At 53.5% G+C, this 19,967-nt stretch carries 21 protein-coding genes; 13 read left to right on the top strand and 8 right to left on the bottom strand.

All coding sequences use genetic code 11. The features are described from left to right. Nucleotides 1-281: 281 nt before the first annotated feature. The 5 genes from WFK85_RS09160 to WFK85_RS09140 all read left to right on the top strand — a co-directional run bounded on the left by WFK85_RS09160 (nucleotide 282) and on the right by WFK85_RS09140 (nucleotide 5,019). Nucleotides 282-2,201, top strand: a complete 1,920-nt coding sequence (locus WFK85_RS09160; protein ID WP_008458694.1) for a PTS mannitol transporter subunit IICBA — start codon at nucleotides 282-284, stop codon at nucleotides 2,199-2,201. A 144-nt stretch (nucleotides 2,202-2,345) separates the two neighbouring features. Continuing rightward, entirely contained in the window at nucleotides 2,346-3,494 is a 1,149-nt protein-coding gene (mtlD, locus tag WFK85_RS09155) for a mannitol-1-phosphate 5-dehydrogenase (RefSeq protein ID WP_336706570.1), read from the top strand. A 45-nt stretch (nucleotides 3,495-3,539) separates the two neighbouring features. After that, nucleotides 3,540-4,079: a mannitol operon repressor MtlR gene (gene mtlR, locus WFK85_RS09150; RefSeq protein ID WP_008458691.1), complete on the top strand. Its 540-nt coding sequence runs from the start codon at nucleotides 3,540-3,542 to the stop codon at nucleotides 4,077-4,079. Nucleotides 4,080-4,150: 71 nt separating this feature from the next. Then, a complete protein-coding gene (locus WFK85_RS09145) occupies nucleotides 4,151-4,513 on the top strand; it encodes a YibL family ribosome-associated protein (RefSeq protein WP_008458687.1) in 363 nt (120 codons plus the stop codon). A 260-nt stretch (nucleotides 4,514-4,773) separates the two neighbouring features. After that, the gene (locus WFK85_RS09140; protein WP_008458685.1) at nucleotides 4,774-5,019 is read left to right on the top strand and encodes a DUF1471 domain-containing protein; all 246 of its coding nucleotides are present in this window, start codon (nucleotides 4,774-4,776) and stop codon (nucleotides 5,017-5,019) included. A 43-nt stretch (nucleotides 5,020-5,062) separates the two neighbouring features. Here WFK85_RS09140 and WFK85_RS09135 read toward each other — a convergent pair whose 3' ends face one another. The 3 genes from WFK85_RS09135 to WFK85_RS09125 all read right to left on the bottom strand — a co-directional run bounded on the left by WFK85_RS09135 (nucleotide 5,063) and on the right by WFK85_RS09125 (nucleotide 6,187). Then, nucleotides 5,063-5,590, bottom strand: a complete 528-nt coding sequence (locus tag WFK85_RS09135; RefSeq protein ID WP_336706568.1) for a GNAT family N-acetyltransferase — start codon at nucleotides 5,588-5,590, stop codon at nucleotides 5,063-5,065. Between the two features lie 4 nt (nucleotides 5,591-5,594). Further along, entirely contained in the window at nucleotides 5,595-5,924 is a 330-nt protein-coding gene (locus WFK85_RS09130) for a DHCW motif cupin fold protein (RefSeq protein WP_336706567.1), read from the bottom strand. Nucleotides 5,925-6,013: 89 nt separating this feature from the next. After that, entirely contained in the window at nucleotides 6,014-6,187 is a 174-nt protein-coding gene (locus WFK85_RS09125; protein WP_008458678.1) for a DUF1127 domain-containing protein, read from the bottom strand. Between the two features lie 177 nt (nucleotides 6,188-6,364). On the opposite strand from WFK85_RS09125, the gene WFK85_RS09120 reads away from it, so the two are divergent. Further along, a complete protein-coding gene (locus WFK85_RS09120; RefSeq protein WP_166994756.1) occupies nucleotides 6,365-7,774 on the top strand; it encodes an aminotransferase class I/II-fold pyridoxal phosphate-dependent enzyme in 1,410 nt (469 codons plus the stop codon). A gap of 182 nt (nucleotides 7,775-7,956) precedes the next feature. Next, on the top strand, nucleotides 7,957-9,594 hold the full coding sequence (locus WFK85_RS09115; RefSeq protein WP_336706564.1) for an STY4199 family HEPN domain-containing protein: 1,638 nt from the start codon (nucleotides 7,957-7,959) through the stop codon (nucleotides 9,592-9,594). A 33-nt stretch (nucleotides 9,595-9,627) separates the two neighbouring features. Here the strand turns inward: WFK85_RS09115 and nudI are convergent, their stop codons facing one another. Beyond that, entirely contained in the window at nucleotides 9,628-10,053 is a 426-nt protein-coding gene (gene nudI / locus WFK85_RS09110; RefSeq protein ID WP_008458672.1) for a nucleoside triphosphatase NudI, read from the bottom strand. A 313-nt stretch (nucleotides 10,054-10,366) separates the two neighbouring features. On the opposite strand from nudI, the gene WFK85_RS09105 reads away from it, so the two are divergent. Genes WFK85_RS09105 through WFK85_RS09095 form a run of 3 tightly spaced genes read left to right on the top strand, consistent with a single transcriptional unit; the run spans nucleotide 10,367 to nucleotide 12,179 of the window. Further along, nucleotides 10,367-11,218, top strand: coding sequence for a YPO3983 family protein (locus WFK85_RS09105; RefSeq protein ID WP_336706562.1), 852 nt, complete (start codon nucleotides 10,367-10,369; stop codon nucleotides 11,216-11,218). Further along, nucleotides 11,202-11,660, top strand: coding sequence for a DUF943 family protein (locus tag WFK85_RS09100; RefSeq protein ID WP_166994750.1), 459 nt, complete (start codon nucleotides 11,202-11,204; stop codon nucleotides 11,658-11,660). The genes WFK85_RS09105 and WFK85_RS09100 overlap by 17 nt, the downstream gene beginning before the upstream one ends. 60 nt (nucleotides 11,661-11,720) lie before the next feature. After that, nucleotides 11,721-12,179: a DUF943 family protein gene (locus tag WFK85_RS09095; protein ID WP_336706560.1), complete on the top strand. Its 459-nt coding sequence runs from the start codon at nucleotides 11,721-11,723 to the stop codon at nucleotides 12,177-12,179. A 149-nt stretch (nucleotides 12,180-12,328) separates the two neighbouring features. Here WFK85_RS09095 and WFK85_RS09090 read toward each other — a convergent pair whose 3' ends face one another. Further along, nucleotides 12,329-13,261: an omptin family outer membrane protease gene (locus WFK85_RS09090; RefSeq protein WP_336706558.1), complete on the bottom strand. Its 933-nt coding sequence runs from the start codon at nucleotides 13,259-13,261 to the stop codon at nucleotides 12,329-12,331. Nucleotides 13,262-13,779: 518 nt separating this feature from the next. Between WFK85_RS09090 and WFK85_RS09085 the strand changes: the two genes are divergently transcribed. Beyond that, on the top strand, nucleotides 13,780-14,316 hold the full coding sequence (locus WFK85_RS09085; RefSeq protein ID WP_166994746.1) for a GNAT family N-acetyltransferase: 537 nt from the start codon (nucleotides 13,780-13,782) through the stop codon (nucleotides 14,314-14,316). 305 nt (nucleotides 14,317-14,621) lie between these two features. Next, complete coding sequence (locus WFK85_RS09080; protein WP_336706556.1) at nucleotides 14,622-15,515, top strand: Kdo hydroxylase family protein; 894 nt, start codon at nucleotides 14,622-14,624, stop codon at nucleotides 15,513-15,515. A 74-nt stretch (nucleotides 15,516-15,589) separates the two neighbouring features. Here the strand turns inward: WFK85_RS09080 and WFK85_RS09075 are convergent, their stop codons facing one another. From WFK85_RS09075 to WFK85_RS09065, 3 genes are all read right to left on the bottom strand, one after another. Beyond that, complete coding sequence (locus WFK85_RS09075; RefSeq protein WP_166994741.1) at nucleotides 15,590-15,970, bottom strand: hypothetical protein; 381 nt, start codon at nucleotides 15,968-15,970, stop codon at nucleotides 15,590-15,592. A 133-nt stretch (nucleotides 15,971-16,103) separates the two neighbouring features. Then, entirely contained in the window at nucleotides 16,104-17,456 is a 1,353-nt protein-coding gene (gene gorA, locus WFK85_RS09070; RefSeq protein WP_166994739.1) for a glutathione-disulfide reductase, read from the bottom strand. 118 nt (nucleotides 17,457-17,574) lie between these two features. Next, nucleotides 17,575-18,417 carry a 23S rRNA (adenine(2030)-N(6))-methyltransferase RlmJ gene (locus WFK85_RS09065; RefSeq protein WP_008458656.1) on the bottom strand — a complete coding sequence of 281 codons (843 nt, stop codon included), beginning with the start codon at nucleotides 18,415-18,417 and terminating at the stop codon, nucleotides 17,575-17,577. A gap of 195 nt (nucleotides 18,418-18,612) precedes the next feature. On the opposite strand from WFK85_RS09065, the gene WFK85_RS09060 reads away from it, so the two are divergent. Then, nucleotides 18,613-19,884, top strand: a complete 1,272-nt coding sequence (locus tag WFK85_RS09060) for an acid phosphatase (RefSeq protein ID WP_336706553.1) — start codon at nucleotides 18,613-18,615, stop codon at nucleotides 19,882-19,884. The last annotated feature ends 83 nt before the right edge of the window (nucleotides 19,885-19,967 follow it).

Genomic DNA, 19,967 nt, shown 5'->3' with positions numbered 1-19,967 from the left:
ACAAAATGTGATTTTAGTCACATTAAAAGGTCAATCAGGGTTAAAAATTCCACGGTGTACTTTTTTTACACTGCAATTATGTGATCTTAATCACTCAATGTGGAAGGTGGATCCCTGAGTATTAGTGATCTAAATCACATAATTAGGCGGTTGCTGGACAGATTAACGATTCAGTGCCAGATTCGCGTCACTTTACTGCATAAGGCCGGCGACCCTGCCGCTACGTTAACAATAAACCTCGGGCTGCTTTTCAGCGCGGAACACCAACAAGGGGTATGTGTATGTCATCCGATATCAAGATCAAAGTGCAAAGCTTTGGTCGTTTCCTCAGCAATATGGTTATGCCAAATATCGGGGCGTTTATCGCCTGGGGTATTATCACGGCCTTATTTATTCCTACCGGATGGTTGCCAAACGAAACGCTGGCGAAGCTGGTAGGCCCGATGATCACTTACCTGCTGCCGCTGCTGATCGGCTTTACCGGTGGTCGCCTGATTGGCGGTGACCGCGGCGGCGTGGTGGGTGCGATTACTACCATGGGCGTTATCGTCGGGGCAGATATGCCGATGTTCCTCGGCGCAATGATTGCGGGTCCTCTGGGCGGCTGGGCAATCAAGCACTTCGACAAATGGGTCGACGGTAAAATCAAATCCGGCTTTGAAATGCTGGTGAACAACTTCTCTGCCGGTATCATCGGGATGATCCTGGCGATTCTGGCATTCCTCGGCATCGGCCCGGCGGTTGAAGTCCTGTCCAAAGTTCTGGCGGCAGGCGTTAACTTCATGGTTGTGCACGACATGCTGCCGCTGGCGTCTATCTTTGTAGAACCAGCTAAAATCCTGTTCCTGAACAACGCCATCAACCACGGTATCTTCTCGCCGCTGGGTATTCAGCAGTCCCACGAGCTGGGCAAATCCATCTTCTTCCTGATTGAAGCGAACCCGGGTCCGGGTATGGGTGTTCTGCTGGCGTACATGTTCTTTGGGCGCGGTAACGCTAAGCAGTCTGCGGGCGGCGCGGCAATCATCCACTTCCTGGGCGGTATCCACGAAATTTACTTCCCGTACGTGCTGATGAACCCACGTCTGATCCTGGCCGTTATCCTCGGCGGTATGACCGGCGTGTTCACCCTGACCGTGCTGAACGGCGGCCTGGTGTCTCCGGCTTCCCCGGGTTCTATCCTGGCGGTACTGGCAATGACGCCGAAAGGCGCGTACTTCGCTAACATCGCGGCTATCTGTGCGGCAATGGTTGTCTCCTTCGTGGTCTCCGCCATCTTGCTGAAAACCAGCAAAGTGAAAGAAGAAGACGACATCGAAGCTGCGGCTCGCCGTATGCAGGAAATGAAAGCCGAATCCAAAGGTGGCGCAGCGCCGCTGGCGGTAGGTGCTGGCCTGTCTAACGACCTGAGCCACGTGCGTAAAATCATCGTTGCCTGCGACGCAGGGATGGGCTCCAGCGCCATGGGCGCAGGCGTGCTGCGTAAGAAAGTGAACGACGCTGGCCTGAAAAATATCTCCGTGACCAACTGCGCGATCAACAGCCTGCCGGACGACGTTGACCTGGTGATTACCCACCGCGACCTGACCGAGCGTGCGATGCGCCAGGTGCCGCAGGCGCAGCATATCTCCCTGACCAACTTCCTCGACAGCAGCCTGTACGCTAACCTGGTTGAGCGTCTGGTGGCTTCCCAGAATCTGAGTCAGAAAGAAGAAAAAGTCATGCACAGCCTGGAAGACAGCTTTGTTTCCAGCGAAGACGCGGTGTTCAAGCTGGGCGCGGGTAACGTGTTCCTCGGCCTGAAAGCCAGCAACAAAGAAGAAGCGATTCGCTTCGCTGGTGAACAGCTGGTGAACGGCGGCTACGTGCAGCCGGAATACGTGGACGCGATGTTTGAGCGCGAGAAACTGACCCCGACCTACCTGGGTGAAGGTATCGCGGTTCCTCACGGCACCGTGGAAGCAAAAGACCGCGTGCTGAAAACCGGCGTGGTGTTCTGCCAGTACCCGGAAGGCGTTCACTTCGGTGAAGAGCCGGAAGACGTGGCTCGCCTGGTGATCGGTATTGCAGCCCGCAATAACGAACACATCCAGGTCATCACCAGCCTGACCAACGCGCTGGATGATGAGTCGGTGATTGAGCGCCTGGCGCACACCACCAGCGTCCAGGAAGTGCTGGATTTGCTGGCCGGTAAGAAATAAGACCCTGCCCCTCACCCCCTGAGGGGCAGCAGGTGCAAAGCATTACCCCCTCTCCCCTTTTGGGAGAGGGCTAGGGTGAGGGGATTCGCATACAGTATCCTTACCCCAGCCCTCACGGGTGAAATAATCAGGAAGGTTAACGCAATGAAAGCATTACATTTTGGTGCAGGTAATATCGGTCGTGGCTTTATCGGTAAACTGCTGGCGGACGCCGGTCTGCAGCTGACTTTTGCCGACGTAAACCAGGTGGTTCTGGATGCCCTGAACGCGCGTCACAGCTACCAGGTTCACGTAGTCGGCGAGCAGCAGCAGATTGATACCGTCTCCAACGTGAATGCCGTCAGCAGCATCGGCGACGACGTTGTGGCCCTTATCGCTCAGGTTGATCTGATCACCACCGCCGTCGGCCCGGTTGTGCTGGAGCGCATCGCACCAACGCTTGCCAAAGGCCTGGAACTGCGCCGTGCGAACGGCAACGAAACGCCGCTGAACATCATCGCCTGTGAAAACATGGTGCGTGGCACCAGCCAGCTGAAAGAGCACGTCAAGAAAGCGCTGTCTGCTGACGCGTGGGCGTGGGTAGAGCAGCACGTTGGCTTTGTCGATTCTGCAGTTGACCGCATCGTTCCGCCGTCTGAATCCGCCACTCACGATCCGCTGGAAGTGACCGTGGAGACCTTTAGCGAGTGGATTGTCGATAAAACCCAGTTTAAAGGTGACCTGCCGAACATTCCTGGCATGGAACTTACTGATAATCTTATGGCGTTTGTCGAGCGCAAGCTCTTCACGCTGAATACCGGGCATGCTATAACCGCGTACCTCGGTCAGCTGGCCGGGCACCAGACTATCCGCGATGCCATTCTTGATGAGAAAGTGCGCGCCGTAGTGAAAGGGGCGATGGAAGAGAGCGGTGCGGTGCTGATTAAGCGCTACGGCTTTGAAGCCGACAAACATGCCGCGTACATCAAGAAAATCCTCGGTCGTTTCGAAAACCCGTATCTGAAGGATGACGTGGAACGCGTTGGCCGCCAGCCGCTGCGTAAACTCAGCGCGGGTGACCGCCTGGTTAAGCCGCTGCTGGGGACGATTGAGTACGGTTTGCCTCACGCTCACCTGATCAAAGGGATTGCGGCGGCAATGCACTACCACAGCGAGCAGGACCCGCAGGCGCAGGAGCTGAAGCAGCTTCTGGCAGATAAAGGCCCGCAGGCGGCGCTGGCGGAAGTGTCCGGTCTGGATGTAAACAGCGAAGCCGTGACTGAGGCGGTGAAGGCGTATAACGCCATAGCGTAACCCTATGCAGGCGCGGTGGATACCGCGCCTGAAACATGTTTAGTGATGCAGGCAAAAATGGAAGAAACCCAGGCCTTTGAAAACCGCGTGCTTGAGCGACTGAATGCCGGCAAAACCGTAAGAAGCCTGCTGATTGCTGCCGTCGAGCTGTTAACCGAAGCGGTAAATATCCTGGTGCTGCAGGTGTTCCGCAAGGACGACTACGCGGTGAAATATGCGGTTGAGCCATTGCTGGACGGCGACGGCCCGCTGGGCGACCTGTCGGTACGCCTGAAGCTTATCTACGGGCTGGGCGTGTTGAACCGCGCCGAGTACGAAGACTGCGAGCTGCTCATGGCGCTCCGGGAAGAACTGAACCACGACGGCAACGAGTACAGCTTCACCGATGACGAAATGCTTGGCCCGTTTGGCGAGCTGCACTGCGTGACGGCACTACCGCCGACGCCGACTTTCGTTGACGGCAGCGATCCTGAGTTGTTGGCAATGCAGCGTCAGCGATATATGCAAATCGTTCGTTCCACGATGGTCCTTTCCCTGACCGAGCTGATCTCCCGGATCAGCTTAAAAAAAGCCTTCCAGAAATAGCCGCTTTTCGCCCTGTCCCTCAGGATCGTGTATCCTTGCCAGCAAGCCATCTTTATTCACGGTAAGTCAAAATGAAAGAAATCGAAAAAGCAGAAATTAAACGCCTCAGCGACCGTCTGGACGCTATCCGCCACGAAATGCCAGGCCTGCACCTGATCAACGAAGCGGAAAAATATGCCGAGCTGGAAAAAGAGCGGCAGAAGCTGGAAATCGAAATCGCTCGCCTGCAGGCGGTGCGTAACCAGAAGCTGAGCAAAGAAGCGCAGAAGTTGGTAGCGCTGCCGTACAAGCGTGCGATTACCAAAAAAGAGCAGGCCGATATGGGCAAGCTCAAGAAAAGCGTGCGTGGCCTGGTAATTGTCCATCCGATGACCGCTCTGGGTCGCGAGATGGAACTGACCGAGATGACCGGTTTCTCCCGCACGGAATTCTGATCGCGTTCTCTTTTCGGTGAAATAAGCCAATAAAACCCGTCATCGTTTTCCGATTAAATCCTCATCCGGCCTTGTTGTTAAGCGCCGGGTGCGGGGTTTAACCCTCAGTTTCTGTCGCTTTTTTCATGATCATTTTGTGTTCAGTTTTTTTGAAGTAGATAAGCGAATTGTTCCGCTAACAAACAAAGCACGGCGGCGCTATTCTTATCTCATTGAAGGCAGTCAGCCTTCCAACTAAACAAAATGCAAAGGTAACCATCATGAAAAGCATCAAATATTTTGCCGTAGTTATGACTCTCGCTGCTTCCTTCTCCGGCTTCGCTGCGGAAACTCAGCCAGCTGTCAGCCAGAAAATGGGCACCGTATCGGTCAGCGGCGCGTCTAACCTCGACAGCCTGCAACACCAGCTGCAGCAGAAAGCCGAGCAGGCAGGCGCGAAGTCTATCCGCATTGTTTCCGCCGGTGGTGATAACAAAATGTACGGCGTGGCTGAAATCTACAACTAAGTCTTGAATCACGCAGTATGGGCCGCCTTGTGCGGCCCGTGTTTTATCTGAACTCCCGGGCCAGCAGGCCAAAAATCCAGTCATCCTGCCAGCGTTCGCTCAGCCAGTAGTTCTCCCGCAGCGTTCCTTCCGGCTGAAACCCGACTTTCTCCAGCACTTTCTTCGACGGAATATTTCCGGCGGTGACCGTGGCCACAAGCTTGCGGATGCCGACCTCCGCAAATGCAAAGGCGCACACCTCGTACAGCGATTCGTACCCGTAGCCCTGGCCGTGAAACGACGGGTCGAGTAAAAAGCCGACTTCCGCGATATCGTCCTCACGCAGAATGAAGCCGGTGACGCCAATCGGCACGCCGGTTTTGCGGTGACGCATCACCATACAGAGCCAGTGGCGGCTGCCCGGCTGCCAGTTGGGAAGACGGGCGTCAAAAGCCTGGCGGATCTCTGTCTCCGGTCGGTTATCGGCCACGTAGCGCATGACGTCCGGCTGCTGCTGCAGGTAGCGGAAAAGTGACCAGTCGGCTTCGGTGATTTGGCTGAGCGCCAGGCGTGGCGTCAAAAGCGTCGGCATGGCGTTAATCCACAATAAACAGGACGGCACCTGATGGCGTTGAGGAACGGTGAGGCTCCGCGCCGTCGGCCACCTGGTAACTCATACCCGGGGTTAACGTAAACTGGCGGCCATCTTCCAGCTCAGTTTGCAGCTCGCCCTTCAGGCACAGCAAAACGTGCCCTTTTTGGCACCAGTGATCGGCCAGATAGCCGGCGGTGTATTCCACCATGCGCACGCGGATGGGCCCAAACTGCTGCGTGCGCCAAAGCGCTTTGCCGGTGATGCCGGGGTGTTCGGTGGGGATTAGGGTGGCCCAGTCGGTGGTATTAAAAGGCAAGTCGGTGATGTTCATGCGGCTCCTGAGTATTGTTGTTGTTGTCTGGTCCTCCTTTTGATAGCAGTAAATAAAAAACGGTGCCAGCGTGTGGCACCGCTTAAGCGTTATTCCCAGCGGGATAAATCATCCCTCGTCAGCCCCATATCCCTGAGTTGTTCCGGACTAAGTTCGCGTAACGCCCGTAAAGTCTGGCGGCGCTGGCGGCTGCGGCGAAAATACTGGTAAAGCATTACCAGGCCATAAAACGGTCTGCGATGGTGGTTCTCTTCAAAGCCCATGCTGTGACTCCTCGCGGTTTGCCTGGGGGTAATCATGGGGCCAGCGGGCAAAAGCAGACAGATTCAAAAATTACTTTTCTTTAACATACAGAAGGGCTAAAACATGAGCTGAATGGCATTTTTTGCGCCATTCTGTATCGGTTTTTCCTTCTGTATGGCTTCCGGTGAGGATACAGCATGACGCGTTACCAACATCTCGCCACGCTGCTGGCTGAGCGCATTGAGCAGGGGCTTTATCAAAGCGGGGAGCGCTTGCCTTCGGTGCGGAGCCTGAGCAGTGAACACGGCGTCAGTATCAGTACCGTGCAACAGGCGTATCACGTCCTGGAAGACCAGCAGCTGATTTCCCCTCAGCCACGTTCCGGCTACTTTGTTTCGCCGCGCAAAGCCGTGCCGCCTGTGCCGCGCTTAACGCGTCCCGTACAGCGCCCGGTGGAAGTGACGCAGTGGGATGCGGTGCTGGAATTGGTGAACTCCCGGCAGGATTGCGAAGTGATCGCCTTCGGCAGCGGATCGCCGGATCTCACCCAGTCGACTATGAAACCGCTGTGGCGAGAAATGGGGCGGCTCGCGCAGTACCAGGAGCCTGAGCTGCTGGGCTACGACGGTATGTTCGGCGTGAAAGCCCTGCGCGAGCAAATTGCCCGCCTGATGCTGGACAGCAACTGCGTGGTGAATGCCGATGAGATCGTGGTGACCAACGGCTGCCATGAAGCACTGTCGATTGCGATTCGCGCGGTGTGTGAGCCGGGGGACATAGTGGCGGTTGAGTCGCCGTCATTCCACGGAACCATGCAGATGCTGCGCGGTTACGGTGTCAAAGTAGTTGAAATTCCTACTGATTCTGTCACCGGTATTAGCCTGGAAGCACTCGAGCTGGCGCTGGAGCAGTGGCCCATCAAAGCCGTGATTCTGGTAGCCAATTGCAATAATCCTCTTGGCTTCATCATGCCGGAGGCGCGTAAAAAAGCGGTGATGAACCTTGCCCGGCGCTTTGATATCGCCATCATCGAGGATGATGTCTACGGTGAGTTGGCCTATGAATACCCGCGCCCTATGACGATCAAATCCCTGGATGTGGATGGCCGCGTCCTGCTGTGCAGTTCGTTTTCAAAAACGCTGGCGCCGGGGCTGCGCGTGGGCTGGATTGTGCCGGGACGTTACCTCGACCGCACGCTGCACACCAAGTATATCGGCACCGGCAGCAGCGCGACCTTCACCCAGCAGGCGGTAGCGGCCTTTATTCGCAACGGGCATTACCATCGCCATATCCGGCGTATGCGCCAGCACTACCAGCGCAATCTGGAGGTGTTTACCTGCCGCGTGCGGCAATATTTCCCCTGCGGGATTTGCGTCAGCCGGCCTCAGGGGGGCTTTTTGATGTGGATTGAACTCCCGGAAGAAGTCGATGCGGTGCGGCTGGGCAGCGCATTGAAAGAGGCAAAAATCCATATTGCGAGCGGCTCGCTGTTTTCAGCCTCTGGAAAATATCGCCAATGCCTGCGGTTGAACTATTCTTTGCCGTTCAACGCCGTTACCGAGGCGGCCCTGAAAAGATTGGGCGAAATCGTCGAATGTGAGATTTGAAAATGCCCGGCTAAATCGCTCTTTTTATCGCCATTGATTCCCGGCGGGCTGCTTTACACTCGGCTGTAATGGCGAAGTGTGGCCTTGGCATTAATAACCATAAAAAATAGCCGCCTGGGGCGGAAAAAAGCCGTTTTTTCTGCGTTCGGCAACGTAAGGCCGGACATCGACAAAGGACTATCATGAGCAGCGCAACATTGCAGATGCGGGAGCACTTTGAGACGTGTCTGGGGATTATTCGGCAGGCTTCACTTCAGATCCTGCCGCTATTGAATATTCGTGCCGCCGAAGGCAAAGATCCGCAGTGGTTTTTCCAGCAGCTGGAGCAGGCCCGTATGGCGCTGGGCAGTTGGGGAGCGGTGGCAAAGCGGCTGAACCTTAACGACTCTGAGATTTCACAATTCACGCTGCTGCTGCGCCATTTGCAGCAGCTGGTGCCGCAGTATGAAAGCGGGCAGGAGGTTAGCCAGAACCAGCTCCTCGCCGCCTTGCGCTTCACCAGTTATCTGGAGCATGTGCGCTTCAAACAGCCCTTGCTGGGCTACTCCACCGAGCTTTCCTCCGACGTTGACGGGCTACAGAAAGGCGCCCAGCAGCAGATGCGCGCCATTGAACTGATGCTGAAAGGGCTGGTCAATCAGGCTTGGGAAAACCAGGCGGAGCTGGTTAATCAGCTAAAAAGCCAGTTTGGGGCTGACAAAGTTCGCCGCTGGCTGAAGCGAGGCGAGCGGGGCGATGTGCTGAGCGGCATGAAGTTCAGCGAGCTGGCGCTGATGCTGGTGGATAAGAAAGAGTTTGCCCATCACTACGCCAAAGTTTACCAAAACTCGCCTCAGCTGGGTTTTCTTATCGACCAACGTAAAACCCTGCAAATCTTCCTCGATGGCACCCGTCAAATCCGCAACGACCTGATGCACAAGCAGCCGCTGACGAGCGTGCAGGTGGCTTTGCTGGATAGCTATTTCGGTGAAATCAGCGGCCCGGTACAAAAAGCCTTTAGCGAAGGCCGCACTAAAGTGAATCCCTCCTCGCTGCTGGACGCGGATGATGCGGCACTGCAAAGCTACCTTGACCAGGCGCGTAAAAATCATGCGGCCCAGGGCGGCGATCCGGCAGAGATCAGAGAATCAATCGAGCGTTATGACCCGCGCACGGCCAAAAAACAGCATGATACTACCGACATGATCTCCACCGCGCTGTGGGCATCGGTAGGGATTGTGGTGGTGGCAGTGGCGGTGATTGGTCTTTATCTGTTAAGTGATGCCACCTCAAAACCTGAGGTGACGGCGGCTCCGCCAATAGTGAGTACGCCGGTGCAGCAGAAAGAGCGGCCGGAATCCAACAGCCCGCGGGATATGCTTGCCAATATGGGCATCACCTGGGACGAAAATAACCTGCGGGCGGCGATTAACCGTAATGACGCGCGTATTGTGCGCCTGTTTATGCAGGGCGGGATGAACTGGAAAGTCTATTTTGCCGAGCAGGCGCTGGCGGCGGATGACCGCGATGTGCTGACCATTTTGCTGCAATACCGCCCGCAAATGGACGAAACCCGGCCCTGCCGCAGGCTGATTGGCTCCACCGAGTTAGGCATGAATAAAGGGCAAAAGCTGACTTCGCTGAGAAAGCAATTCCTCGCCAGCTTCTGCAGTTCAGCCCCGGCGGTACAGCGCCAGAAAGAGGAAGTAGAGCGCGCTCAGCTGCGCCTGGCGGCGCAGAAGCAGCGCTACGAAGATGCGACCGCCCAGGGGCTGGAGCCAGAGCCGGTGGATGAGCAGACCGTCAAAATTCAGCAGGCGATATACAACGCGATGCGCTAGCCGTGCCGGGCAGCCTTCGGGCTGCCCAATGCATTACAGCAGCCCTTTATCACGGAACGTCGCGGCGGTGGCTTCATTCAGATCGTAGCTCGCCAGATCCTGCGGGCTGACCCACGCGTACTGCTCAAACTCTTCGTTAAGGGTTATCTCGCGGTTTTCGCTAATGCAGTCGAACATCAGATAAATCATGTACACCTGCTCCTGGCTGCCGTCGGTGTAGGTTTTCACCCGCACGTCATCGCGGAAGGTCCACGGCTCAATGTGCGAGATAATCAGCGCTTCCCCCAGCTCTTCCCGGATCTCACGCCGTAGCCCTTCTGCCATGGTTTCACCCGGCTCAATGCCGCCACCGGAGAGCGCCCACTGGCCGGGAAACACCCCGCGATCTTGTGGCATTTTGCACAGCAAATATTGGCCCTGATTCTGGATTATCGGGCAGGCAATCACTCTTTGTCGCATGGTCATCTCCCTGAAAATAAGTCGCTGAGTTATAGCACAGATACGAAAGAGGGTCTGTGCCGTGACAGACACCTGGGGGAGAATTTTATCCGTTAATACAATAATATTTTTATAATAATTTCATTCAATATATTAATTAGATGAATGCATAAAGATAAATAAAGTAATTTTGTTTTATGTTGTGAGTGAAAATAATGATTGAGGTCTAAGTTTTACTGCAAATATAAAAAATGTGACGCGCCATATGTATCTGCCGCTTATCATAAGTGACGCTCAAGATGAGTCTCGTTAACAATATACCAGGAAGGTCTTTATGCCGGCACTTCAGTTTCCCTGTACGATATTCAAAACCCAGAAAAAGATGGATGACTATACCGCCAGCGATATGCGCTGCGGCGACCTGTCCGAAATCGATCTGAAGGCCCGGTTTCATTTGGTGGATGTTTCCACCAGAGTGAACCCTTACACGTTGACGGCAATCAGCCCCTTCAGCCAGCCGCAGTCAATGTTCCACGGATCCCGAGGGGAAGGTGATAAACTGACCCAGAGGGAGTGCGCAAACATCCTTTTTGATGAGTTTCGGCACCTATCCCGTCCGTTTGCGTGCCACCCCCCTTACAACGTGCTGATTAAGCTGATGATTTCCCATATGCAGAAAAATAGCGATAAATCGTTCTGCCATCCATTGCTGGATAGCGCGTTGGAGGCGCATATTTTAAGTGATAGTTCGTCTGAAAACAGTACAAGGCTTCGTTTGCAAGAAGCTTTCAGTAGCTATATTGACTGGGATAGAGGCAGTTATCCTGCAGAGAAGCTGGGGCAGCTAACTGACGCGATTATGTTGGGACGACTACCAAAATTTGACCGCTTCCAGGACAACTTTAACGGCCTGGGCATCACCGTGCACGATACCTGGGCAACGCATATCACGATTAAGTCTCTGGTAGTTGGTAAAGAGCGCTATCGTGCCGTTGTGCATTATAAAGTCCAGGACCACTTTGGGCTGGATGATGAGGACATTTCAAAGGTGAAATTTAACCAGTTCCGTTTTTTCCGGATCTGGTTTGTCCTTCAGCGCTACAGCGAGTTTGCCTTTAAACCCTTTATGACCAATATGCAAGCTACCATTGAAATTACCGGGGGGCGCAATGACATTCAAAAATAAGAAAGCACGTTTTATGTTACTTGGGGTGGGCTGTGTGTTGGCGGGTTACCTGCTATGGCAGTCATTTCGTCCGGTGGAGATTGTCGCTGTTCATCAGAGAAATACCTATAGCAGTGTTCTGGTTAAAAACTTCCCTTTTACGAAAAAAGGAAAAATAAACTGGTGGCTGGAAAACAAGGATATGCTGAAAGCCAGATATGATATTCCAAGGCCTGCATCTTACGGTGGCTACACGATTATTTTTTGGCTTTTCGGTGAGGGCTATAAAGAAGAAGGGAAGTATGACCGACTCTGTTTCGATGATATGAAAACAAAAATCAACTGCATTGATAAAGATTCAGTTTTTAGAATCAGTAACAGTAAAAATAGAGGGCTTACGTTCACGTTTGATGATGGCATTTATAGGCTGGAAGGAAATGGAAGTATTAAAAAGATAGATTGAGATGTTTTGTTTTTTTGATGTTCAATGTGATCGCTACCATTGAAATTACCGGGGGGCGCAATGACATTCAAAAATAAGAAAGCAGTTTCCTTGCTAGTTTTTGTGAGTTGTGTGTTAGCGGGCTGTCTGCTATGGCAGTCACTTCGTTCGGTGGAGATTGTCGCTGTTCATTACGATGGTAACTATAGCGATGTTTTGGTTAAAAATTTCCCTTTGACGAGTAGAGGTAAAATAAACTGGTGGCTGGAAAATCAAGAGATGCTGAAAGCGAAGTATGATATTCCAGGGCCTGAATCATACAGTGGCTACACTATTACGATTTGGCTTTTCGGTGAGGGCTATAAAGAAGAGGGGAAGTATGACCGACTCTGTTTCGATGATATGAAAACAAAAGTTAACTGCATTGATAAGGATGTGGTTTTCATTGTTGACTACAGTAAAAATACGGGGTTAGAGCTCACTGTTAATGGCAGTATCTATAGGCTGGAAGAAAATGGAAATCTTATAAAGATATATTGAGGGTATGTTTTTTATTGATGATTACCGTGGTGGGAGCATTAACAATACAGCACTTTCTCTGCTATTCAAGCATAAGAACATCTCTCAGCCCGGCTGGTGAAAATCACACAATCCGGGCTGAGTTTCCTCAACTTGATCTGCAAAACCCTTTAGAAGCGATACTGAATTCCGACGCCATAGGTGTAGCTGTCGTTACTCAGGCCCGCTGACCCGCTGCCCTGGGTCCAGGTTTCCCCAGTATTATTATTACGGGTTTTTGTTGATGCTTTTGCTTCGGAAAAACGCGTCCACGTTAATTCCGTGTACAGCCGGGTATTTGGCGTGACGTAATAACCGGCGGAGACGGTTGCAGCATAATAATTGGAATGACTACTTTTCTCGCTAAAGCTCAGCTGACGCATATAGTGCTCGTCATTATCCTGAGCATTAACCAGCGGGCTGAATTTAAATTGCCCTGCAATATCAAAGTCCTGATAGCGGTAGCTACTGGTCAGCCCAATATACGGCACGCTGAATTTCTGACTATACCCAATTCCCGGTTTCCCGGCGGCGAATTCACCGATAAGTGCACCGTTGAAATAATTGTATGAGCCGCCTCTCGCCGTCCAGCTATAGCGAGTTTCCTGGTAGCCGGTTACCACGCCGAGATTGTATGTCGGCTCCTTCAGCAGCCAGCCGGTAAGCTTGAAATCGAACTGGTTGGCATAATTCAGGCTGGTATCCGGGTGGGTAGATTTGTCGCTCCAGTGGCTCTGGCCAGGCGTTTGCCAGTCATAGTCGGACATATGCGAGCCGCGAGAGGCGAAGGTTGTCCAGCCGTTAGCATTGAGGGTGATGTAGCGCTGTGCGTCCCAGCTAATACCGCCTTTAATAATAGGGGTATTTTTGATTTTCCATTTCAGTTCACTTAATTTACTGCCATCGCCTTGATTATAAACGAGCTCTTTAGATTCTCCGTTTAAAATGCTGGTGGAAATATTGGTGGTGAATGCATCGGGTGAAAAATTAAAGCTGGTTGAAGCTAGCAGCGCCGGGCTAAACAGCAATGCGGCGGCTACAGGCAGGTATTTTTGCTTGTGCATGATGTATCGTTCTGTTTTCTATCACATTGGTTTGGTGTTGCAAAAAATAAACCTGTACGGACAGGTTAAGGGCCGTAAAGGGTTATTGTTGCGCGATAAATTATGTTGTTGAAAATTATTATTAGTTTGTCTTGCCAGGCAAAACGGGGGCTATTTTATGGACCGTTCCTTGACAGGGGAAAGATTATTTTCTACTGGTGAATATTTGAGCTGTGAATCGTTTGATTTTAAAGAAAATTAAAATTGTAGCTTTTTGTTACAAGGATATATCATAACTATTCATATGTATTTATTGAGAAAATTTAGCTTAAGTCGCGTTTAGTGAATTTAAATATGTAAGCGAACTAATAATTATTTGGCGATGAAAGTTTTGCTGCTCGTAGCATATTCATTTCATTCTCTTTTTTACATAATGCGTGCCACCGCGCCGCTGAGCACTCGGCGTAATATCGAAAAAACGTAAAGCTGCTACCCTGCATGCCGACACTACATCCAGACACTTTGACCAGGAATGACTTATGGAGCCGTTACTGACCACCCCGCGCCTGACGCTGCGCAAGTTTACTCGTGCCGATTTGCCCGCTTTTATTGAATACCGTAACCAGCCGGAAGTTGCTCGCTACCAGAGCTGGGATGGCTATAGCGATGCCGATGCCGAGGCGTTTTATGCCCAGCAGGCGTCGCTGGGCTTTAATACCGATGAAAGCTGGTTTCAGATTGCGGTGGTGCGCAGCGAAGACCAGCGTTTATTGGGTGACGTTGCCGTTCACTTCTTCGATGAAGGCCAGCAGGCAGAGTTGGGCATGACCTTTGATGAGAGGCATCAGCGTCAGGGCTTTGCTTTTGAAGCTTTGCGCGGCGCGATTGATCTGTTGTTCACCACCTTCAACAAGCATCGCCTGGTGGCGACGGTTGATGCCAGGAATGACGCCGCAGCTGGCCTGCTGGAAAAGCTGGGTTTTCGTCGGGAAGCACACTTTCACAAGAATATTTTCTTTAAAGGTGAGTGGGGGGATGAATATGCCTATGCGCTATTGCGCAGCGAGTGGAAATAAACAATGGCCTGCTTAGCGGGCCATTGTTTATTTAGCCGTGGCCTATAGCGAATAATATCAGTGGGCCAGTGCAATATTCACTTAGCGTTATTTTATGATTTTGTGCGTTTTAATTTAGCGCCTAAGACGATGTTGAGCTTTTGTTTAACCTTTAATTTACATTCTTACTATACTCGTTCGAATCCCTTTCAGGTATGCATTCGCTGTCTTCCGGCGGCGTGCTTCTATTCGTCTTTCAAAAAATAAAATGTTCCGGAAATTCATCTGTTAAAGACATTATCCGGAGCAGTGGCAAGGACATCAATATGTCAGATTTAAACATCACTCTTGATACCGCAGCCCTGACGCATCCGCTTTCTCAATGGGGCAATACGGCTGCTGAGTCGGCTGTGAGCGAGCTGGAACAGGGCAAAGTTGTTTTTCTGCCGCAGCTGGCGTTTGCGCTGACCGAACAGGAAACCGCGCTGCTTAACCCAGCGGTCGTGGATCCGAAACGTAAAAACATCAGCTATCAGCCCCTGAAGGATAAATTGACCGGCGTGGCTGTAGCCGATCAGGAGCCAGAAGTTCGCGCCCTGCTAAAACGGCATTACGAATCTTGCCTGCAGCTGATTGCCACTCTTCTGCCGGAATACCAGCAGGTGCTACATTCGCCGACCAACAGCCTGCGCCTGCACCCCGTTAAGCAGTGGACGCAGAACACTTCCTGGCGTAAGGACGACAGCCGCCTGCACGTGGACGCGTTCCCGTCCCGGCCCAACTATGGCGAGCGTATTTTGCGTATTTTCACCAACATTAATCCGGCCGGTGAAAGCCGCAGCTGGCGCGTGGGTGAAGCCTTCCCGACGCTGGCCGAACGCTTCCTGCCGCGCCTGAAAAGCTATTCCCCGGTAAGCAGCTGGCTGCAGAACGCCGTCGGCATTACCAAAAGCCGCCGCAGCCATTACGACCACCTGATGCTGCAGATGCACGACGCGATGAAGGCCGATGCGGATTATCAAAAGCGGGGGCCTCAGGTGGCCATCGATTTCCCTCCGGGCAGCAGCTGGATCTGTTTCTCTGACCAGACGCCGCATGCCGCGATGGGCGGGCAGTTTATGCTGGAGCAGACGTTCCTGTTGCCGGTGGACGCCATGCAAAACCCGCAGCATTCCCCGCTGAAGGTGCTGGAAGGACTGCTGCGTAAGCCGCTGATTTAGCCATAATGAGCGCGTGTAAAAAGCCGCTGGTGCGGCTTTTTTATTGGTAATCCGTAGAGGCAAGACTGCGCTATTTATTTTCTGAAGTAAGTAATGATTTTTTGTAGAAATGAAGGTGAAATTTCTTTTTTTGCCCACGATGGATTAAGTAAATCATTGGGCGATAAGTATAAGTTGCCGTCATCGTCCAGGACTTTTGCATTGAGCGCGGCGGCGATATCCAGCATTTTGCAATACAACGTCTGAGCAGGCGATTTTGCAGAAATATTTCCTGCATGCCAGTCCAGCCAGTTAATTTCATCCCCTCGCCAGATGACATGATAGGGTCCATTTATGGGAGAGAAACTGAGCTCAGGATCGTTATTTACATACTGAATCCATTCTTCTGCAAGAATAGGATTGCTCTCCCCATCCCATGCATGTTCCGTCCTGGTGATATGCATTTCCCAGCCCATAATATATCTCCGCTTTGTACATTATTTTTGATATCAGTTTATGCAGAGATAAATATCATGGCTGGGTGTTTTTCCACAGATATAAAAAAAGGCCAGAGCGATCTCTGACCTTTTAGGCGTTTCCCTGGGGGAATTAACGCATGGTGACAAACTCTTCCGCTGCGGTCGGGTGGATCGCCACGGTGTTGTCGAAGTCTTTCTTGGTTGCGCCCATTTTCAGCGCTACGGCGAAGCCCTGCAGGATTTCATCCATGCCGAAGCCGATGCCGTGGATCCCGACGATTTTCTCGTCCGGGCCAGCACAGACCAGCTTCATGCGGCACGGCTGGCGGTGAGAGGTCACGGCGGTGTACATAGCGGTGAAGGCGGATTTGTAGACCTTCACGTTATCGTCGCCGTACTGCTCACGCGCCTGCGGTTCGGTCAGGCCCACGGTGCCGATTGGTGGGTGGCTGAACACCACGGTCGGCACGTTGCTGTAGTCCAGATGCTCGTCCGGCTTGTTGTTAAACAGGCGCTCGGACAGGCGACGACCGGCGGCAACCGCCACCGGGGTCAGCTCAACCGCACCGGTGTTATCGCCCACGGCATAAATCCCCGGCACGTTTGTGTTCTGGAACTTATCTACCTTGATGTAGCCTTTGGCGTCCAGCTCAACGCCGGTTACCTGCAGGTTGAAGTTGTCGTTAGCCGGTTCGCGGCCGATCGCCCAAATCAGGGTGTCGACGGTTTCCGACCGGCCATCTTCCAGCTCAAGCGTCAGGCTGCCGTCTGCATTTTTCACAACCGCTTTCGGAATCGCGTTGGTGTGCAGGGTTGGGCCTTCTGCTTCGATGACTTCCAGCAGCGTTTCAACGATCAGCGGGTCGAAGGTGCGCAGCGGCGCATGTTTGCGCACGAACAGGTGCGTTTCAGAACCCAGAGCGTTAATCACGCCCGCGATTTCCACCGCGATGTAGCCCGCACCCACAACCGCCACGCGTTTTGGCAGGCCCGGCAGCTCGAAGAAGCCGTCGGAGTCGATGCCGTACTCAGCGCCAGGGATGTTCGGGTGGCTTGGGCGGCCGCCGGTAGCGATCAGAATATGGTCTGCGGTGATGGTTTCGCCGTTAACTTCCACGGTGTGGGCATCAACGAACTTCGCAAAGCCGCGGATCACGTCCACTTTATTCTTGCCCAGTACGTTGTCGTAAGAGGTATGAATACGGTCGATATAGGCGGTGCGGCTGGCGATCAGCTTGTCCCAGTCGAAGTGGTTCAGCGTGGTGTCAAAGCCGTAGTCCGGGCCGTAGTTGTGGATCGCTTCGGCGATCTGCGCCGCATGCCACATCACTTTTTTAGGCACGCAGCCGACGTTCACACAGGTGCCACCCAGATCCTTCGCCTCAATCAGTGCGCATTTCTGCCCATACATTGCCGCACGGTTAATCGAGGCGATACCGCCGCTGCCGCCGCCAATGGCGAGGTAGTCATAATGTTTGGTCATGATGTTTCCCTTTTGAGTCGAAAATTAGGCGCGATTGTAGCGCGCCGGGATAAAGGTTCTACCGATTACTGTGATAGCCACGCCATACTTCAAGCTGCAGCGGCATTGGCTAGCTTTCTTATTCAGGCACAATCCAGCTCAGCGTGGTGGAGCCGGTACCCGTTGGCACCAGCTTTTTGTGCAGCCACGGCAGCACGTTCGCCATTTGCTGTTCCAGCTTCCACGGTGGGTTAATCACAATCATGCCGGAAGCCGTCATGCCGCGCTGGTCGCTGTCCGGGCGAACCGCCAGCTCGATCTGCAGGATGCGGCGGATGCCGGTCTCTTCCAGGTCGCGGATCATGCGTTTGATTTGCTGACGCAGCACCACCGGGTACCACAGCGCGTAGGTGCCTGTGGCAAAACGCTTATAACCTTCGGCAATCCCTTTCACCACGTCCTGGTAATCGGTTTTGATCTCATACGGTGGGTCGATGAGGATCAGACCGCGACGGGAAACCGGCGGCAACTTGGCTTTCAGCTGCTGGTAGCCGTCGGCGCGCTCGACGCGGGCCCGGTCGTCTTTCTGGAACTCAGAGCGCAGCAGCGGGAAGTCGGACGGATGCAGCTCGGTCAGCTGCAGGCTGTCCTGCTCGCGCAGCAGGTGGCGGGCAATCAGCGGAGAGCCAGGGTAATAACGCAGGTTGCCGCTGCGGTTCAGATGCTTCACCGCGCCAATATAGGCTTCCAGTTCGGCAGGCAAATCGTCCTGCTGCCAGATGCGGGAGATACCTTCCAGATACTCGCCGGTGCGCTCCGCATGTTCGCTGCTCAGCTGGTAACGCCCGGCGCCTGCGTGAGTGTCGAGATAGAGAAACGGTTTCTCCTTCTCTTTAAGCGATTCAATAATCAGGCTTTGAACGGTGTGTTTTAGTACGTCGGCATGGTTACCGGCGTGAAAGCTGTGGCGATAGCTGAGCATGAGGGATGGTGTTCCGCAAATAAGAAAACAAATTTCCCACAGTTTACCGCAGATTGCGGCGGATTACCGCCCGGGCGCGGCGCTGTTTCAGTTGGGGAGAAAGCGTTTCAAAACATAACGGTGTCATAAAAATGTCAAATCACCAGGATAGCGTCGCTGCCAGGCAAGGTAATCGTTTGAATAAAAGGAAAAATAATGAAACTTCGTATTTCTGTGCTGGCCGCCGCGTTAGCCGTCTCTCTGCCCGCGCTGGCGAAAGATGTGTCTCTTCCTCAGGCCGCGGCGATAGCCAATAGTGTGACCCCGGCCAACAGCAGCCAGGCGTTTGATGAGATTGAAATGCAGTCTCTGGCGGCGTTGCGCGCTGCCCTGAAAGGCGATGCGGATAAACTGACCCGCGACCAGCTGGATAAAGCGAAGCAAAGCAAAAAGCTGGCGGATACCGCCTGGCTGAAGGCGAGCGGCTATGACTTCCAGACGAAAGCTAACCAGAAGGCGGGTATTGAGCTGCTTTCTGCCTTCAGCAAGTTGCCGGACTCGGTGATTAAGCAGAACCTTGAAACCGTCACCAACATCAACCTGAACGCCGTGCAGACTTCGCGCCATCAGGCGCTGGCGGATGCCGAGGGCATCAACCACCTTTACTTCCTGAGCGATGCCATGGGGCCGCGCCTGGGGAAAGCCTTCCTGGCCGCCTACGATAAAGGCGAGCTGAGCAAAGCCGCGGCGCTGATTAAAGCCTCCGAAGTCAGCACCAGCGCAGCGAAGAAGCACTTCAATAACCCGCGTCCGTTCCTGATCCAGGGCAACACCATTCACCTCGTGCCGGACGATGTGGTGATTAAAGACAACAAACCGTACACCGCAGACGGCGGCTCCTTCCCAAGCGGCCACACCAACACTGGCTACACCGATGCGCTGCTGATGGCCGAAATGGTGCCGGAGCGCTTTGAAGCCCTGGTTGAGCGCGGGGCGCGCTACGGTTACTCGCGCATTGTGCTGGGCGTGCATTACCCGCTGGACGTGATGGGCTCCCGCATGGTGGCGCAGCGCAACGTCGCCAACTATCTGAACGACCCGAAATACCGTGCGTTGTTTAACGAAGCTCGCGATCAGCTGCGTACCGCGCTGGAAAAAGAGTGCGGCACCACTTTGGCTGAATGTGCGAAATCTTCCGCAAAAGACGATCCGTACCGCGCCCCGGCGATGAAAGAACTTTACCGCTTCACCATGACTTACGACCTGCCGCAGCAGAAGGGTGAGAAGCAAGCCCTGAAAGTACCGCAAGGGGCGGAAGTTTTGCTGGAAGCCGCGCTGCCTAAGCTTTCCGCCTCCCAGCGCCGCGACCTGATGGTGAAAACTGCGCTGCCTGCGGGCTACCCGCTGTCCGGCACGACGGCAGACCAGCAGTTCTGGCAGCGCCTGAACCTGCCAGCGGCCTACGCCATGGCCACGAAATCCCACTGATTTATCCCCTGGGGCAGCGCCTGCTGCCCCATTTCCCGGCGACCACAGCGCAACGCCCGGGATTGAAATTCGCTACACTTAAC

The organism is Cedecea sp. VD22 (genome assembly GCF_037150195.1).
In the GTDB taxonomy this organism is placed as follows: Bacteria; Pseudomonadota; Gammaproteobacteria; order Enterobacterales; family Enterobacteriaceae; genus Cedecea.
This window is presented reverse-complemented; position numbering and strand designations above follow the sequence as displayed.